12 protein-coding genes are annotated in these 17,150 nt (G+C 51.9%); 9 read left to right on the top strand and 3 right to left on the bottom strand.

Annotated elements, in window-relative coordinates; genetic code table 11:
- The gene (locus O9K64_RS21460; protein WP_275100169.1) at positions 1-3,177 is read left to right on the top strand and encodes a type I restriction endonuclease subunit R; all 3,177 of its coding nucleotides are present in this window, start codon (positions 1-3) and stop codon (positions 3,175-3,177) included.
- Between the two features lie 467 nt (positions 3,178-3,644).
- Here the strand turns inward: O9K64_RS21460 and O9K64_RS21455 are convergent, their stop codons facing one another.
- Together O9K64_RS21455 and O9K64_RS21450 are read right to left on the bottom strand one after the other, a co-directional pair.
- Complete coding sequence (locus O9K64_RS21455; protein WP_275100168.1) at positions 3,645-4,055, bottom strand: hypothetical protein; 411 nt, start codon at positions 4,053-4,055, stop codon at positions 3,645-3,647.
- Between the two features lie 820 nt (positions 4,056-4,875).
- Positions 4,876-5,793, bottom strand: a complete 918-nt coding sequence (locus tag O9K64_RS21450; protein ID WP_275100167.1) for a viperin family antiviral radical SAM protein — start codon at positions 5,791-5,793, stop codon at positions 4,876-4,878.
- A gap of 183 nt (positions 5,794-5,976) precedes the next feature.
- Here O9K64_RS21450 and O9K64_RS21445 point away from each other — a divergent pair, with 183 nt between their 5' ends.
- Both O9K64_RS21445 and O9K64_RS21440 read left to right on the top strand, forming a co-directional pair.
- Positions 5,977-8,703 (top strand): ankyrin repeat domain-containing protein, encoded by a 2,727-nt coding sequence (locus tag O9K64_RS21445; RefSeq protein WP_275100166.1) that lies wholly within the window; start codon positions 5,977-5,979, stop codon positions 8,701-8,703.
- Between the two features lie 101 nt (positions 8,704-8,804).
- Complete coding sequence (locus O9K64_RS21440; protein ID WP_275100165.1) at positions 8,805-9,044, top strand: hypothetical protein; 240 nt, start codon at positions 8,805-8,807, stop codon at positions 9,042-9,044.
- Positions 9,045-9,198: 154 nt separating this feature from the next.
- Here O9K64_RS21440 and O9K64_RS21435 read toward each other — a convergent pair whose 3' ends face one another.
- Entirely contained in the window at positions 9,199-10,251 is a 1,053-nt protein-coding gene (locus tag O9K64_RS21435) for a hypothetical protein (protein WP_275100164.1), read from the bottom strand.
- A 40-nt stretch (positions 10,252-10,291) separates the two neighbouring features.
- On the opposite strand from O9K64_RS21435, the gene O9K64_RS21430 reads away from it, so the two are divergent.
- The 6 genes from O9K64_RS21430 to O9K64_RS21405 all read left to right on the top strand — a co-directional run.
- Positions 10,292-11,233, top strand: coding sequence for a competence protein CoiA family protein (locus tag O9K64_RS21430; protein WP_275100163.1), 942 nt, complete (start codon positions 10,292-10,294; stop codon positions 11,231-11,233).
- 1,087 nt (positions 11,234-12,320) lie between these two features.
- Positions 12,321-12,824, top strand: a complete 504-nt coding sequence (locus O9K64_RS21425) for a hypothetical protein (RefSeq protein WP_275100162.1) — start codon at positions 12,321-12,323, stop codon at positions 12,822-12,824.
- Between the two features lie 174 nt (positions 12,825-12,998).
- A complete protein-coding gene (locus O9K64_RS21420; RefSeq protein ID WP_275100160.1) occupies positions 12,999-14,222 on the top strand; it encodes an ABC-three component system protein in 1,224 nt (407 codons plus the stop codon).
- A complete protein-coding gene (locus O9K64_RS21415; RefSeq protein WP_275100159.1) occupies positions 14,219-14,707 on the top strand; it encodes a three component ABC system middle component in 489 nt (162 codons plus the stop codon). Before O9K64_RS21420 ends, O9K64_RS21415 begins: the two co-directional genes overlap by 4 nt.
- Positions 14,704-16,647 (top strand): DUF3732 domain-containing protein, encoded by a 1,944-nt coding sequence (locus tag O9K64_RS21410; RefSeq protein WP_275100158.1) that lies wholly within the window; start codon positions 14,704-14,706, stop codon positions 16,645-16,647. Before O9K64_RS21415 ends, O9K64_RS21410 begins: the two co-directional genes overlap by 4 nt.
- Before the next feature lie 291 nt (positions 16,648-16,938).
- Positions 16,939-17,150, top strand: a 212-nt coding sequence (locus tag O9K64_RS21405; RefSeq protein WP_275100157.1) for a P-loop NTPase fold protein, incomplete at its 3' end; no start/stop codon positions are given.

Below are 17,150 nucleotides of genomic sequence, written 5' to 3'. Positions count from 1 at the left end.
ATGCTGTACACGGAAGGATCCCTCATCGAACAACCAGCCATCAAGCTCTACTCAGAGCTTGGCTGGGAAACCATTGAATGCTGGGACGAACCTTTCGGCCCTGAAAGCCCCTTCGGCCGAAACAACCGAGGCGATGTCGTCCTCCCCAACCGCCTTCGCCCAGCCCTGGAGCAACTCAACCCCGACGCCCCCACACTCGCCATAGACGAGGCGATAGAAGAACTCTCCCGTGATCGCTCTGCCATGAGCCCTATCGCGGCCAATGAGGATATCTACCAACTCCTGCGCGAGGGCTATAAGTACAAGGCCAGTGATGATGTGGGAGAGGACGTTACCGTCCGCATTATCGATTGGCAGAACCCGGAGAATAACGACTTCCTGCTCTGCTCACAGATGAGCATTACCGGGGATATTGAAACCCGTCGCCCCGATCTGATTGGCTTCGTCAACGGTCTACCTCTGCTGTTTGTGGAGCTGAAGGCGAGCCACCGGCAGCTGATCCATGCCTACAAGGACAACCTGACCGACTACCGTAACACCATCCCCCACCTCTTCTGGTACAACCAGATGATCCTGCTCTCCAACGGGGTGCAGTCGAAGCTGGGCACCATCTCCAGCGCCTGGGAGCACTTTGCGGACTGGAAAAAGATAGAGAGCGAGAAGGAGCCGCGCCGGGTCAGCCTGGAGGTGGCGGTGCGCGGTACCTGTCAGAAGTATCGTTTTCTCGATCTGGTAGAGAACTACACCCTGTTCGCTCGTCAGAAAGAGACAATCAAGATTCTCGCCAAGTATCACCAGTACTTGGGTGTGAATGAGGCGTTGAGGGGATTGGAGTATATCAACTCCCCTCACCCCAGCCCTCTCCCTGGGGGAGAGGGGGCTACAAAGAAGGGGCAATTGGGGGTGTTCTGGCATACACAGGGGAGCGGCAAGAGCTTCTCCATGACCTTCTTCACCCAGAAGGCGTTTCGCAAGCTGCCGGGGAACTGGACATTCGTTATCGTTACCGATCGCACCGACCTGGACGACCAGATCTACAAGATCTTCCACAGTACCGGGATGCTGTTGGAGGAGAGTCAGGCCGAGTCTGGGGAAGATCTGAAAAAGCTCCTCTCCGAGGATCACCGCTTCGTCTTCACCCTGATCCAGAAGTTCCGCGCCGAGAAAGGGGAGAGCTACCCGGTACTTTCTGAGCGGGATGATGTCATCGTGATTACCGATGAGGCGCACCGCAGCCAGTACGACACCCTGGCGATGAACATGCGACGCGCCCTGCCCAATGCCGCCTTTATCGCGTTTACCGGCACGCCGCTGCTGGCCGGGGAGGAGAAGACCCGCGAGGTGTTCGGGGACTATGTGAGTATCTACAACTTCGCCGATGCGGTGGATGACGGCGCGACCCTGCCGCTCTACTACGAGAACCGGGTGCCGGAGGTAAACCTCAGCCGCGACGACCTGGGCGATGAGATCACCGAGATCCTGGATGAGGCCGACCTGAACGATGAGCAGGAGGCGCGGCTGGAGAAGGAGTTTGCCCGCGCCTACCACATCATCACCCGCGAGGAGCGCCTGGATACCATCGCGGGGGATATCGTCGAGCACTACATGGGCCGTGAGTACATGGGCAAGGCGATGGTGGTCTCCATCGACAAGGCCACCGCCATCCGCATGTACGATAAGGTGCAGGTGGCGTGGCAGAAGAAGCTGACCAGCCTGAAGAACCGCCTTAAGGTGGCCAGCGGCAGCTATCGCAACCGGCTGGAGAGCCAGATCGCCCATATGGAATCGACCAATATGGCAGTGGTGGTCTCCGGTGGCCAGAACGACTACGAGCGCATGGCCAAGTTGGGCCTAGACTACAAGCCCCACCGCGAGCGCATGGTGCGGGAGAAGCTGGACGAGAAGTTCAAGGACGCCGATGACCCGCTGCGCATCGTCTTCGTCTGTGCCATGTGGATGACGGGCTTCGACGCCCCGCCGGTGTCGACGCTATATATCGACAAGCCCCTCAAGGATCACACATTGATGCAGACCATCGCCCGCGCCAACCGGGTCTTCCCCGGCAAACCGGCAGGGCAGATCGTGGACTACATCAATATCTTCGGTGCCCTGCAGAATGCACTGGGGATGTATGGCGGTGGCGTGGCGGAACCGGGTGAGGGATACCACGTCGATACCCCGGCCAACGACAAGCAGGTCCTCATCGACGAGCTGGAGAAGGCGATGGGAGAGGTGAGGGGCTTCCTTGCCGAGCGCCAGATCGGACTGCAGGCCATTATCGATGCCAAGGACGACCTGCAGCGCCTCACCCAGCTGGATGAGGCCAGCGAGATCCTGCTCAACCCCAAACACTACGACGATTTCGTCAGTCACTTGCGTCAGATAAACCGCATCTTCAAGGCGGTGCTGCCGGATACCCGTGCCGATAAGTTCGTGAAGGAGCGTGTAGCAATAAACATCATCTACCGCCAGATGCGGGTGAAGTCCGGTTTGGAGGTGGACGATACCGATGTACTGGATGTGGTGCGTAACCAGGTAAGCGAATTGCTGGACGAGGCCATAGAGACCATCCGCATCGGTAGCAACCTGCCCGACCCAGTCGATATCTCCGGTATCGACTTCGAAGCCCTGGCCGAGATGGTCAACCGCCTGAAAAAACCGAGCCGCTCAGACGTAGAGCGCCTCAAGGCCATCATCGCCCGCAAGCTGATGCCGATGGTTGAGCGCAACAGCACCCGCCAGAACCTGCAGGAACGATTCCAGCAACTTATAGAGGAATACAACTTGGGCGCCTACACCGCCGAGCAGTTCTTCGAGGAACTCAAGAAATTCATCGGTGAACTGGAGGAAGAGGAGAAGCGGACAGCCCGTGAGGACCTGACCGAGGAAGAACTCGCCATCTTCGACCTGCTCTGCAAGGACGTCGCCCTGACTGAGAAGGAGAGGGCAGAGGTGAAGAAGGTCGCCCATGAACTTCTGGAGCGACTCAAAGAGGCGCTGGTGATCGACTGGAAGAAGAAGCAGCGCACCAAGGCTAAGGTGGAGAGCCTGATCAAAGATGTATTGGATCATCTACCTGATGCTTACGACGACAATGTTTGGCCCAAGGCGTGTGAAGAGGTCTACCTGCATGTATATGACAAATATGCAGGTGAGGGTGTGAGTGTTTACCATTAAATGTTAACTGAGTGGTGTTTAACTCCTGGATGGGTAAAGCGTTGGTTTATTCATCGACTCCTGGTCCTCTTTTTGAAATCTTCGATAAACAAACGGTGGGTGCGGGGGGAATGCGGGTGACGTGGTCGTATACTGAAATATGGCGGGATTTGACTGAGGAAAAGCTAGATAGTTACTGAAAAATTCCTAATTCCGCTTCCAAACCTCTATTGGGTTTAGGTACTGACATCATATTTGCCGCAAAAAATTTTTAAGCTTTTCCAGACATTTAGAATTCGCATAGTGTAAAAGCTTCATGATAAACAACGAGCACACATAAAACACATGGAATTATTACCAGCGCATTGCTGAGCCTTGCTAAGTCAGGACTAAAATCATCCTGTTGTTTAATGATAAAAAATGGCGAGAGGAGTTCCCCTCTCGCCATAGTATCCACTACTTCATTCTTGTTGTCAGAGGTTTCGAATCTATTCGTCAGTCACGATGCATTTATGGATGCGCAGCAAAGTGCGTATGGCGTGAGTTAGCTGCTTTTGAAAGATGATGAGCTTCTCATCTAGAGAGGTGCCACGATAGAGTTTCTGACGTTCGACGTTAACGAGAAACCAGTCTTTAGCACCACGTGCGATATGTATACGAGTTGTGGCGTAACCCCATTTATTAGTTACAGGCGCCTCGTACCTTGGGATGTGTGCCCAGCCGGAACCATGCGCACCCTTGCGGTGACATTTCGGGATACCGAGCGAGTCCAGCCTACTCTCGAGTTCTTTCGCGATCTCAACGACGCAAGAGGAAGTGGCGATCCTGGCCCTAGCCATGCCCTGGGCAGCACGCAGCGCCTCACTGATACGAGTTTCATTATTAATATTGATTTTCATAAATATCTCCAATTGGATTCAGCTGATTTAGAGGAAACGTGTAATTCGTCGTCCTAATCTAATATCCAACTGGGTGTGTAGATTTTTCTTGACCTGATGAAAAAAATGATGGGCGAGGGGAGAAGCTACATAATCTCAAGAGATGCGGTTGGTCCGGGTTGACAGAAAAACTATCCCGTCCGTAAAGAAACGGTTAACGGACATTGACAGCCCCTATATTTGAAATCCTCGACAGAAAAACAATCAATGAGGGGGGAAGGGCGGGTGATGTGGTCGCGAGAAGCGGGTATTTTGACGGGTTTCGACTGGAAAAATCTTAGGTAAACATTGGAAATATTCTGGCTCCGCAGCTGAGTAATCAGGCCGGGTTTAGGTAGTGACGCAATATTATTATGGCTTCAATTCATGATTGGTTTTCTTTATACGCCTTTAAAACAGGCTAATACTTAAATTCATTTGGTTGACTGGTATTGACATTAAGCTGCCGTTAGTCATGTTGTAAATCACCACCATTTCCAACCAAAAGCTGCCGTTCGTGAAAAAAGAATAAGAATCTTCAGAGACGACCTTGTCGGTCGCAGCTCTCTGCAATAGTAAGCGCTCAATGTGAGAGCCTACTCAGGGTGCCAGCTGATGGCATGGCGTACATCGCGTCGAAAATTGTGCAAACTACGGTAGTCGCTGGGCGACTTGGCCACTGTCAGCGTTGGCCGACCTCTCGGATGGGTTAGCCGGCCATGCTTTCTGCCGCGGTAGTAGCGCCAACCCTGACGTAATAACCGGCGGATCATTTGGTCGATTTCCTTGTTTGAGCAGTATTTCATGCGCCCGCCCTCCCTTTAAAAGAGATGTAGCGAGTCCTAAAGCGTTTCGGGTCGAAGGCCATTTCGTCAAATGCTGCTCGAGCACCGACCCTTAGGATCGGCCTGCTGTAGGTATAACCCTGCCCTGCGATCAGTGGACTGTTCTGGAAGAAACGCCCGTGGGGATCGATCATCAGGTAAGACTCTCTCATATCCTGGTTGTCCTCAGCGCAAAGGATTCTGGCAAGTGCACTATGGCGGGTGAGGAAGGCGGAGAACTGCTGGTCGTTAATAACTAGATCCTGGTTAACTACCGGCAGCATGCGTAAGACTTTCCATTTGTCTGGAGCAAAACTTTGGATTAGCGGGCAAAGATCTTCACGGTGGTTGAGCCGGTTAACCACGGTGTTGAGCTTCAAGCGTAAACCAGAGTTTCCACGTCTGGTCCGCCTCAGGTTCATCACCAGCCTGTCCAAATCGACAAACCGGCCACGGCGGTCGATTCTACCGATATTCCGGTTGGTCGATGGACAGGCCGAGTCGATGCTGATACCGAGCCAGCTCAGTTGTGGTGCCAACTGGTCTAGCAAATCGGCATCCAGATAGCTGCCGTTGCTGATCAGTGAAACCTCGAAACCAAAGTCCCGAGCCTGACTGACAATGGCTGGGAGCTTTCCCGCATGCAGCAATGGCTCACCGCCAGCCAGATTGAGACGCACAGATTTCCATGCCATTTGGCTGTTCAGCGGGTTAGTGCTGTTTCCCGGCCGGAAGAATTGATACAGTTCAGCCAGCAACGCTGCGCTTCGTTCGGGAGCGTGGACCAGCTCACGCGAGCAGACCGATTCATTCCAGGCGGCGTAGCAGTACCGGCAGCGGTAGTTGCAGGCCTCCGTGAGATGCCAATTAATGACCAGTGGGGTGGGGTTTTGCATCACGCGGACTCCGTTGATTAAGGTCCGCGCAGTGTGTCAGTGGGCCTGCTTGCCCGGTATGAAAAGCCACGTATCCCCCCATCTCGCCAGCTTGCGTGTGGGGGGGGACGGCATTTTTCAGTGGTAAGCTGATCTGGCTATGCAAAGATTACAGCTTTCTCAACAACACCAAGGATAGGCGCCATGAGCACCCTCCCACTGACCGAGGCCATTCTGCTGGAGATTCATCAGAGCCTAGGCAATTCAGGCTATCCAACCACCAAAAAGAACAAGTTCGTGACTGGGCAAAACAGTCTTGCATCCCACAAGGATATGGGCGAGAAAATCCTGCATGACCTCTTCGAGGCTCTAGGTATGGATCCACGGGCGTGTTTGGATGCCATCGATAACCTCCTGAAGTTCGGGAACGCCTACAAGGAGCTCGAACTGAATACCTGGACCTTCGCCGCCGATCAACGCCAGATCCTGTGGATGCTTCTTGGCTATTTCTACATGCCCGGACTGGCTCGCCTGGCTGCCTTCTGGAACATTGACAGCCCTTTGGACAAGGGTATGCCGCACGGGCGTTTCTGGTATCTGCCCGAACCTCGCGAGGGCAATTCCAAGCCTAGTCTCTATCTGCCGGTAGCGCAGGTGGTGGACTGGCTGCTAGATCTGTTGGGGATGCCGCTGGAGGCGTTTGCCGACGAGCGCAGCCGGTTTCTTAAGGACTCAGGCGACAAATCCTCGGAGACCCTGATGCGCTCGTTGTACAACTGGCGTAAGCAAACAATACCCAACCGCGCCAAGATTAATGAGTACTTCTGCGATGAATTGCAGGTGACGTTTAAAGGTGCGTTCACCCTGGACAGCAGACTCTCACCCGGGGAGCAGTTTGCTGATGCCCTGGACTTCGTGGCGCGCAAACAACTAACCGCTGAAAGACTGCGCCTGGAAATTCCAATGACCCAATCGGGGCGACTTGAGGCGATATTGGATGGCCAAGCGAATGAAAATGAGCAGGCCACTTTTGTGGAGTGCTTAGCCGAGCGTTACGCCATTCCATCTTCACGGATCATCCGCCAGCGCCTGCTGTTCGCCCGCATGGTGCAGGATGGCTATGTCCGATTACTTAAGTTCTTATGCTCTGGTGTTGATCGACAGTGTGCCGATGCACGGCAGAACAAGCTGTTGCAGCTGTTCGGCATCTACAAGCTCGTCTACAACCTGACTATTGATGCATGGCGTAAATGCAAAGATCAGGGCGAAGAGGCTGAAAATGCCTGGTTCGAAGAGCACTTACCCCTTACGGACAAAAATGGATTGTTTCTCGCTATCCTTCCGTCACGCAGGGAAACTTGTAATCGGGAACTGGCGCATTTTCTGACTCGATACTTCTACGGCGTACCGGTAGGCTCGGAGCTAGAAGATCACGTGGCGATTGATGTGGACTTCGCGATGCCAATTATCAAACGTAATGTGGACCGAGCGGCATCGATTGCAGACGAGCTGAGCGCTGAACTGCATCTGGTCGAGCGAATGAAGACATCTTCTCCGTGGCGTGCCCTACAAGACGAAAACCGGTACTGGGTGGTCAGCCAGGTGGTTCAACATCCAGACCTCGGCCCTCGTGCCAAAGAGGCAGCCATCCAGCGCTTGCGCGAGCTGGCCGCAACGCCGGCAGAAACTGTTCAGACCATTCTTCTCGAACTCGATGGCTATCTGAACGGTGAGCGCAAACAACGGACAAAATCCACCCGCTCCAGAGTCCAGGCATTGCTTGACGAGGCTGAGGCCAGCGAAGGGTACGAGCTATGGAAGGCAGCCATCCTGCAATACAAGGCCAAGCATCTGCTGGCCTGTAACGACTTCAAGGTAGCCGGAAAGCTGTTCAGGGAGGCGCTGGAGGCTGGACGTGAGCGCAACTGCGGGCCACTGCGGGGAGAGGTGGCGCGGGATTGTCTAGCTGTTGAGGTGGCCAACCTGAAACTGATCAAGAACAATCACGAAAAGTATTACCGGGAAATGCTGGCAGGTGGGATAGTTGAAGGCAGTGAAGTACCAAGTATCGAGGATGCAGCACGCTGGGCAGCCGATTACTTCTGGAACACACTATACAAGCCTTATCCGGGAGTGGAACGTGTTAACCCCTTGGCGCAGAAGAAAGTCGAGGAGTCGCTCAAGCTTCTGATGGCGGGTGACCAGGAAGGGCTTTTTTCCTGGATAAAATGCAACCACAACAAGCTCAACTTGCAGCTACCTCTTGTAACAGGCGACTCCCTGCTAATGCACTGGATCAAAGGACGCACCCATTTTTTGCAAAGATTACACTCGATTCAGCGGATGACTCCGACTGAATCGCAGGGCGAGCTTCACCGCTTCGAAACCATGCTGGAACATTGGCGCCAGGCCATCGGTATGCTGGCGCAGATGGCACCTAAACAGTTGGGTATTGTTGACTACAAGGCGCAGACCCCGCTGATGCTGATGGCCGAAGCCGGGGATACTGAGTTGGTCGGGATCATGCTACAGGCCGGCTCCGATCCGGATATGCAGGACTGGCAAGGCATGACAGCCCTGCACTCAGCAATCAAGTCCGGCGTGGACAGTTGCGTTGACGTCTTGCTGGATCATCCGTGCCGGTTGGACGGACTCACCAGCGATGGTCGATCACCACTACACACTGCGGGCTGGTCAGCGAATTTGCATGCCACCAGACGTTTGTTGCAGTTAGCCCCTGAGCTTGCCTGGCAACGTGATACGCAAAACATGACGCCTTTAGAAAATGTTGAATGCTTGATTGATAATCCAGAAGTCTGGCAGGAACTGGCCGAGCAGCTCAGACAGTGCAGCAGGCGCTCTGCTTCCAAGGAAGAATTGGTTGATATTGTTCATCTACTTGAGAAAGCTGAGGCTGTATCCCCAGCCTGAAGTGCTAATGCTTGCGACCAGCTAAGTTTCGATTCACGTAGAAAAGATTAGATACCTACGTCGCCGACAAGCCGGGTGTTAAAAGGAACGACTGTTTCTAGATGATTTCAGCCCGTTACGTTGGTTCAACAAATGTCCGCTTTCAGAAAGTAATGATAGAAGCGTTTGAAATTGGCAAGAAATATAGCGGATATTTAGGTATCAAACCAAAGCTTGAATACCCAATCCATGAGGTTAAGAGAATTGCCAATATCGTGTTTGAGTTCCCCAATAGTTGGTTCGACGGATTGATTCCTGCTTGTTACGTCCGTTACCGCCACCATCGCAAATTAGCCGGCTGAGCAAGCTATACCCAGCCGGCTGGCGCTATATAGATAGTCACATAATCCTCAGCACTGCCGGCCGAAGCATTCCTGACTGAACGGAAGATGTATGCTCATGGTCAGAGTTAGATTTCCAATGGGTACCCGATATGGTGGCTGTGTAAGCCGTATCTTACCGCAGATTCTTCCCCCGCCGAGTCACATGATCAAATGAGAATAAGTGCTCTTTCGGTGAATGTGCGCACATCCCCACGATACGACCCCAGAACTCTAGCCCGCCCGATTTGGCGTGAACCTTTCCGCCACATACCGGGCATTTGGCCGTATAGCGAACCGCCTTGATACTCTTGTCTGAATATTGAGGAGGTGATCGACGTTCAAGCAGGCGATCTTTGTCACTGGATTGCAGACCCCAAGGTGCCAGCACAATTTGATCGTCTGGCAAGCGTATCAACGGCCCAATGAATTTCCAGATCAAGAAGGAGTATATGGCCAGAGAGGCGAATGAATTGAACAACAATTTGGCTTCAAAGTTACCAAGGTAAGTGAGATTAATCAGAATAATTACAAAGACTAAATAGCCAAATAGCAACGGAACCCCTATTGCCGTGACGTAAAGGTACTTTCGCCAACCGTATAACCCATATCCCTTAGCAAACAGTCGGACCAGGGCATTAGGATTCTCGATATCTTCGCAGATATACACGACTGAATCGGGAGCGACAGGGTGGTCGGGCCGCGCTCTGGCTTTCAAGGCCTCCTTATCTTGATCATCCAATTGTCGCCACAGGATCCGATAGCGAGAGGCATTTCCGGCGCCGCCGCCCTGTACTCTGTCTAAATCGGGAAAGAGGCTGATGTCTTCGTCGGCTAGCTCCTGTTCGATACCTTCCTTTTTGGACTCCCAAGTTTTCAGAAGATTTTTCCACTGTTTCCTGACGTCCGTGGCCATTTGGCTACCGTCATTGGGAGTTGACCAGGGGCTGCTCCTTAATTCACCCACCTTCTCTACGATATCTATGGATGTAAATCCAGTCTCCGCGCGTTCTGGATTGGCGAGGGAAAGGTGACAAATTGCTTGTAGCAATTTGACATCAAGACGAAATTCCTCCTTCCACTCCGAAGAAATATCAATAAGTAATTCAAATAGTTGACTGTGATTAAACCCAGTTTGAACCGGGTTTGTCCCTTGTTGCGATGCCTTCCGGCTTGAAAAATCAGTCACGTAGTGTCCCTACAAATTCCAAAGCTCAAGGAGATTAATTATGAATAACGCCAGTTTGCTTCAATCATTTGCCCTCGACAAGTCAGGCCGGATCCGCTCGGTAGAGGAGGTGACCCGTGGGCTCGCCTGTAACTGTCTCTGTCCCGTCTGTGGTGAGGATGTCATCGCTCGTCAGGGGGAGGTCAGGGAGTGGCATTTTGCCCACTCATCGGGAGCCGACTGCCCCAGATCCGGTGAAAGTGCGCTTCATCTTGCCGCCAAGCAGCTCTTGATCGAGTCGAAGGGCATGGTACTTCCTGCGCAACAGGTGCGTAAAGAGGTGGTATTGTCGGATGGACGCGGTGGTACGGGGGAATCAACCCGACACGATGCCTGGATCGATTTCATGGATATTGAGGCTGAGAAACCGATCGGGGCCTATAGGCCGGATATCGTAGCCATGGCGGGTCACACAATGCTATTGGTCGAGATCGCCGTTACCCATTATGTGGACGATGAGAAGCGACAGATGATCGAGGATAGACGTATTCCGGCAATCGAAATCGATCTGGGGACGATTGAACGCCATACCTGGACCTGGGAGAGCCTGCGTGAGGAAGTGGTTGATGGTGTTGAGTGGAAACGCTGGCTCTACCAAATGGACCAGCAGATCCTGGAACTGGAGGCGCAGCAGAAGGCGAAAGACGACGCCCTGGAGCAGCATCGGTTGGAAAAGACGGCGAAGTACAACAGCAAACCCCGCCGTAGCCGGTACTTTATTGATAACAGGATCGTCGACGTCATTGATCGACCCTACGGCCCAACGATCTGGAGCCCCTACGATCCGGCACTCATCGAAAAACTCAGGCCATTGATGCTTTCAGCAGGAGGTCGCTGGGATAAGAGAACGAAAAACTGGATATTCCCGAAAGAGGCTGATAACTATATCCGGGAGGAGTTGGGAAAGCTGTCAAAATTGCCTCCAGAACTGCTTAACCCATAAATAGCTAGCGACCGTGCGAGTATGCCGTCTTGGCTACGATCAACCTGTTTCTGATGGAGGCGCATTCAGAGCAACATGGGTATTAAACGATTCAGCGTCCAGGTAAATTTTGTATGATAACGCCCTTTGCTCGGGAGTCATAAAAGAGCTCTATGATTGGATATGGGATATGAACGGACGGGATAGGATGACGGACCATCAAACTGAAGGGGTAGATCAGGCAGTCATTGCACAGGTGTGGCCATCTCAGGTTTGCTTGGATGGCAGATATGATGGAACGGGGAGGGGATAGACGAACCGCTGATATAGTACATGTTCTGACCCTGAAATTGGACCAACAAGTGGATAATCCGCTTACGCTGTTGCCAACGTGAGATGAGATTGCCCGCATTCAGCGTCAGGCAATATCCGTTCCTGACCTGCGAGGATACAAAACCAAAAGCCCGGCAGGGATATGCCGGGCAGGAAAGGTAAGAATAAGGCCGCTTTGTCAATCTGCATCATCAAAGATTGGATGGATCCTGGGACCAAAAAAGATGATAAAGACAAAAGCAGCGGTCCAAAGCAGGCCGAGAAATAGGGGCATCTGCGTAGCTAATAGCATAAGAAGCGATGAGACTTCGATAGTCGTCCAGTTTGACATAGGCGGTCACTCCGTAACCTGATTGCGATGAGATGAGTAGTGAATTATATTCCTTATGCTTTAACGAGGCACCTTCAATGGGAAATAAATGTGCCGGTAAGCAACGCAAGCCCGGATCCGTTGCTCGCTATTGGCCGACTCTAGCCCAAACCACTATCACACTCTAGCGCCTCCTATGCGATCTGACGGGCAGCTAGGGCTCTATCCCTAGATGGCCCGAATCGACATGAAGCAGACGATCGTCTTGTGCTGTTCAACAGGGTTGTCGGCTGATAGACTCAGGTATATTAAGGAATGAGCTTCTATGGGCGGGATGCCTCGTTCCAAAATCATCCTAAAAAGCAGAACATTCATAGAACTAAATGTTGGAATCTTCAAATATTCTACAGCTGTATATTGTGCCGGATGTGCGGGCTGGATAAACAGCGTTTAGCGTAAAATAACATGACCTTTACAGATACCACAACAGAAGATGAACTGATTAATGCGTTAAACAGCGAAGATGATCTTGGCGCGGTTATTCGAGCGCATATTCACATTGAATCTGCATTGAACAATTTGATTGATTCGTATTTTGAAAGCCCCAAGCACATCGACCGTATGCGCCTGGAGTTTCATGAAAAAGTGAAGCTCGCCCAAGCTATCGGGCTGAAAAATCAATATGCCAAACCATTAAATACACTGGGCACCATCCGCAATAATTTTGCTCACCGCCTTGATACGACATTGGGTAGCAACGAGATTGACTCTCTATATAAATCATTTGATGGTGATGACAAGCAAATGATTCAAGGTGCATATTTGCGGACCAATAAGAGTTTGAAAACCAAGGGGCCGAAATCAATAACAAAGCTAAAGCCGAAAGAACAATTTACGCTTATTGTTACTGCCATGCACCAAATCCTTATTCAGGCCAAAAAGGAACTAGAAACCAGCGTCGGCGCTTAACAATAACATCAACTTTGTGCCTACGGCGCCGGACTCTCCTTCGTTACACCGACTATGCCGCTGTAGCACTCTACCAGCGACGTAGCAAGAAAGAAACTTGTGAAGTGAAACATTTACAAATGTCGTATCAGACTACAGCCATGAAACCGTAATCAGGTATTTATTGGATATGCCATGACAGATTCCGTTTCCGACAAATACTCCGCCAGCGAACAGGGCTTGGGATACATCTATCAGCCGCGCTTGGCGCTGCTACGCTTGCTAGATTTGCCAGAGAATACCGCTGTTTTGGTGGAAAAAGACGACGATCTGGATTTTGTGGACAAGGACGGCATTAAGTCCCTAGCATCGCTCAAGCACAAGGCTGCTGGCGACCGATTAACCGATTTGTCGACAGATTTCTGGAAGTCCGTTCGCATCTGGTTGGTACGGTACAAACGTGATGGTGGCAGCGCATCTAATCTGAGATTTTTCTTGTTAACGACGGGCAAGGTATCTGATACATCTTTCCTTAGAGAGTTCCTGCCAGACTGGAGTGGCAATAGCGATGAGGGGAATACATTACTTGAGCAGGCAGAAGAAGCCCTCAGCAGGTCGAAGGCGGTCTCTATTCAAAATATTGCTACTGAATTCAACGTACTGACGCCTACGGAAAAGCAAGATTTTTTGGCACGAATTTTAATTCTCGATAGTAGTCCCCGGATTGAAGACATCCCGGGGATCATTAAGGAAAAACACCTGCGTGTTATTCGGCGCGAGCACCGGAATGCGGTATTCGAGAGGCTTGAGGGGTGGTGGAATGACGAGGTTATTAAACAGTTGACCCATATTCGGAACGAAGAGATCTTTGGATTCGAGGTATCGGACAAACTCCACGCTCTTTCCGAGGAATACAGGTCGGACAATCTTCCAATCACTTTTAGAGGAATGAAGCCTGATGATGAGATCGATACTGAAGAAGATCCACGGAATTTCGTCGTGCAACTACGTGAGATTGGGGTGTCCTCCAACCGAATCCGCAATGCTATCTTGGATTATTATAGAGCATTTGAACAACGATCTGAGTGGGCACGCGAAAACCTAATGTTGGCAGGAGAAGTCGAGGAGTACGAAGACCGCCTTGTAGATGAATGGAGTCGCTACAGGGACGTCGTATTCGAGGAGCTGGATGAGGCCGCTGCCGAGGAAGTTCTTCAGCGAGCCGGTAAAGAACTTTATAACTGGGTGGACCTGCAGAGTGGGAATATAGAATCTTTACGCATCCGTGAAAGGGTGACAGAGCCATATGTCACCCGAGGGTCTTTTCATATTCTGGCTGATGGCACACCTGAACCAAGGGTCTATTGGCATCCTCGTTTCGTTGACCGTCTTGGTACGGCCCTCGAGGTATCGAAATGAAACGCTGGGAACAACGCCCATTCGAGATACGAACCCTGTTCAATCCCGCCTTCTGCGGCCTAAACTTGTTCCGCGCCCTGCAGGGTTATGAGGAAGAAGACACTCGCGGTATGCCCTTCTCGCTCTCCTTGCTTATTCTTCCCCTTTGCTTTCATAAGGATTCGCGCGAAGTACTCGCTGCTGGTTCCCGGAGCCACCTCCTGGGGATTACTGAGAAACACCCGCAAATGCAGGTGGGTTTTTCCGACAGGGCCACCACGATGATCCCGTACACGTTCGAGGGCTTCGACTTATTGATGGAAAGAGGCTGCATCTTGCTATCAGATGAAGGGCGTCTTCAGACGGTTTCAGGCAAGGTTAAAAAGTCAGTGACGGGAACACACGAAACGAAGTCTTGCCAACGTGTGGCGCGCTACCTCGGGAAGGAATTCGCGCGTATCGCCGACCGAATAACAGTTTATACGTCTTTTGGAATTCGCCCATGAAGATTAGATCTATCCACATCTACAGCCATGACGGGCAGCGCCGCGATCTTCAGTTCAAGGTTGATGGCCTCAATGTCATTACTGGGAGGTCTTCCACCGGCAAGTCCGCCCTGTCTGAGATCATCGAATATTGCATGGGCCGTTCCTCGTTCAATGTCCCGGAAGGCATTATTCGCGATAAGGTTGCTTGGTTCGCTGTCATATATCAGTTCGAGCGCGAGCAGGTCATGGTTGCCAAACCAACTCCACCGGGTGGTAGAGCAAGTTGCAGTACAACAATGCTGCGCAGGGGAACAAAGCTGTTGGTTCCATCGTTCGAGTCATTGGTAATCAACTCAAATGACGAAGCAGTCGTTACGCTTCTCTCACGTCTGCTAGGAATACCCGAGAACCGCACTGATGTCGCTCTCGAACACAGCCGGGATAGTTATGAAGCGCACGTCAAACACACGTTCTATTATCTTTTCCAGAAGCAGGGGCTGGTAGCCAACAAGGACCAGCTTTTCAACTATCGTCAAGACGAGTTCAGCCCTGCACAGACTATCCGCGATACATTACCAATCCTTCTCGGAGTATCTTCGGAGGACCGATACGAACTTGAATCCAAACTGCGTGTTGCAAAGCGGGATCTTAAGCTCAACTCAAAAATGCTGGAACAAGCACGCAATACCGTCGACACGGCACAGGAGAAGGCGATCGCTCTTTACTCTGAAGCTAGGGCAGTTGGAGTGGTCGCCAGCACCGATCCAGATACCAATGACGGCGGAATTATCGAAACTTTGAGATGCGCCCTTTCTTGGAAACCTGAGAAGGTTCCTGAAGATGATGGCAATAGGGTTTCGCGTATCGAAGAGGAACTTAGCCAGCTGAGAAAAGATCGCCGCAAAGCACAGGCTAGGATAGATGCTGCACGCCAGTTCTCCAAGCGAGCCGGTGGTTACGAGAGCGAAGCCACCGAACAATTGGACCGGTTGGCTTCAATCAAAGCACTTCCGAGGAATCCAGACACTGGCGAATGGCAGTGGCCATTCAGTGAGCGAAACCTCCAGTTGGAAACACCTATCGCTTCGGTTCTTCTCAGCGAGCTTCAATCGCTTGACAACGAACTGCGCATTGCCACCGGCCAGCGTCCCAAGCTAGATGCCTACCTATCTGACCTAGAAGGCAAAGCTCAGGAAATTGCTGGCGCTATTAAAGAAAAAGAAGCTGAGATGGTCGCTGCGATAGCGGCTGATGAAGTGATTGCCCAGATGGGCAGTCGTAACAATGCGGCCGCGCGTGTGGTCGGCCGCCTCAGCCTGTTTTTGGAGAACCTTGCTCCGAACGAGGAACTAGACAGGCTTGAGGCAGAAAACCGCCGCCTCAAACTGAGGGTCGAAGACTTAGAGGAACGTATCGGTGCTGACGACAGCAACGAGAGGTTGAAGTCTATATTGAATATTATATCCTCGCAGCTAACACAGTACCTTCGGCAGTTTGAGGCGGAGTTCCATGAATATCCGGCACGATTCGACCTAGCCAATATCACCATAGTTTTCGACCGTCTCGAGCGCTCGGTTCCGATGAGTAGAACCGGTGGGGGCGAGAACCATTTGGCCTACCACCTATCGGCACTACTTGCCCTCCACTTGTTTGCAGTCAAGAACAATCGACCTATTCCGCAGTTCCTAATGATCGATCAGCCGACCCAAGTCTATTTCCCGTCTGAACAGATTTATCAAGATGCCGATGGTTCAGTTCAGAAGACAGAGTCTGATGCAGACCTAGATGCAGTTCGACGGCTATTTGAGCTGCTGCTAAAATTTACGCAGGAGGATGCTCCAGGTTTCCAACTGATCGTCACTGAGCATGCAAATCTTCGCGAGCAGTGGTTTCAGGAATCGCTAGTGGAGCAGCCTTGGACTAAACCTCCGGCGTTGGTTCCGGAAGAGTGGAACTGAGGAAGATCTTCCAGTCGCGTACTGCACTGTTTTCAACACAGCGATCTGGCTTAGCAGTGAGATACGGCGAGCTCGGCATAAGAAAAGGGTAACAATCCATTTTCTGCGAACAAGATGGCCGTCGATGTGAACGTCCGCTTTTGGATGAGTCCGGCTGGTCGCGGCTGGTGCTCAGCTCACGGTATTAGTTAGTTTCCGGTTATTGAGGCGCCTATGCGGCACAGCGCCAACTACCGGCCAAGACACTGTTAGTATAATAGGCCTGTCCCACCTGCCTACTGAGATGAAGCCATGACCGAGCACCTGCCTTACAACGACCAACCGATCGAAAACCCAAACGAGGATCGCTTCGGCGTTGACCCGTTTGCGCGTGCCCTTGCAGCAAGCGTTCGCAAGATGCCGTCGCCCCACGGAGCGGTGATCGGTCTCAATGGTCCATGGGGTTCCGGCAAAAGCAGTGCAGTCAATCTTTGCAAGCACCATCTGGCCGAAGCAGTCAAGGC

The sequence above is a fragment of the Sedimenticola hydrogenitrophicus genome (assembly GCF_029017505.1).
Taxonomy (GTDB): domain Bacteria; phylum Pseudomonadota; class Gammaproteobacteria; order Chromatiales; family Chromatiaceae; genus Sedimenticola; species Sedimenticola hydrogenitrophicus_A.
This window is presented reverse-complemented; position numbering and strand designations above follow the sequence as displayed.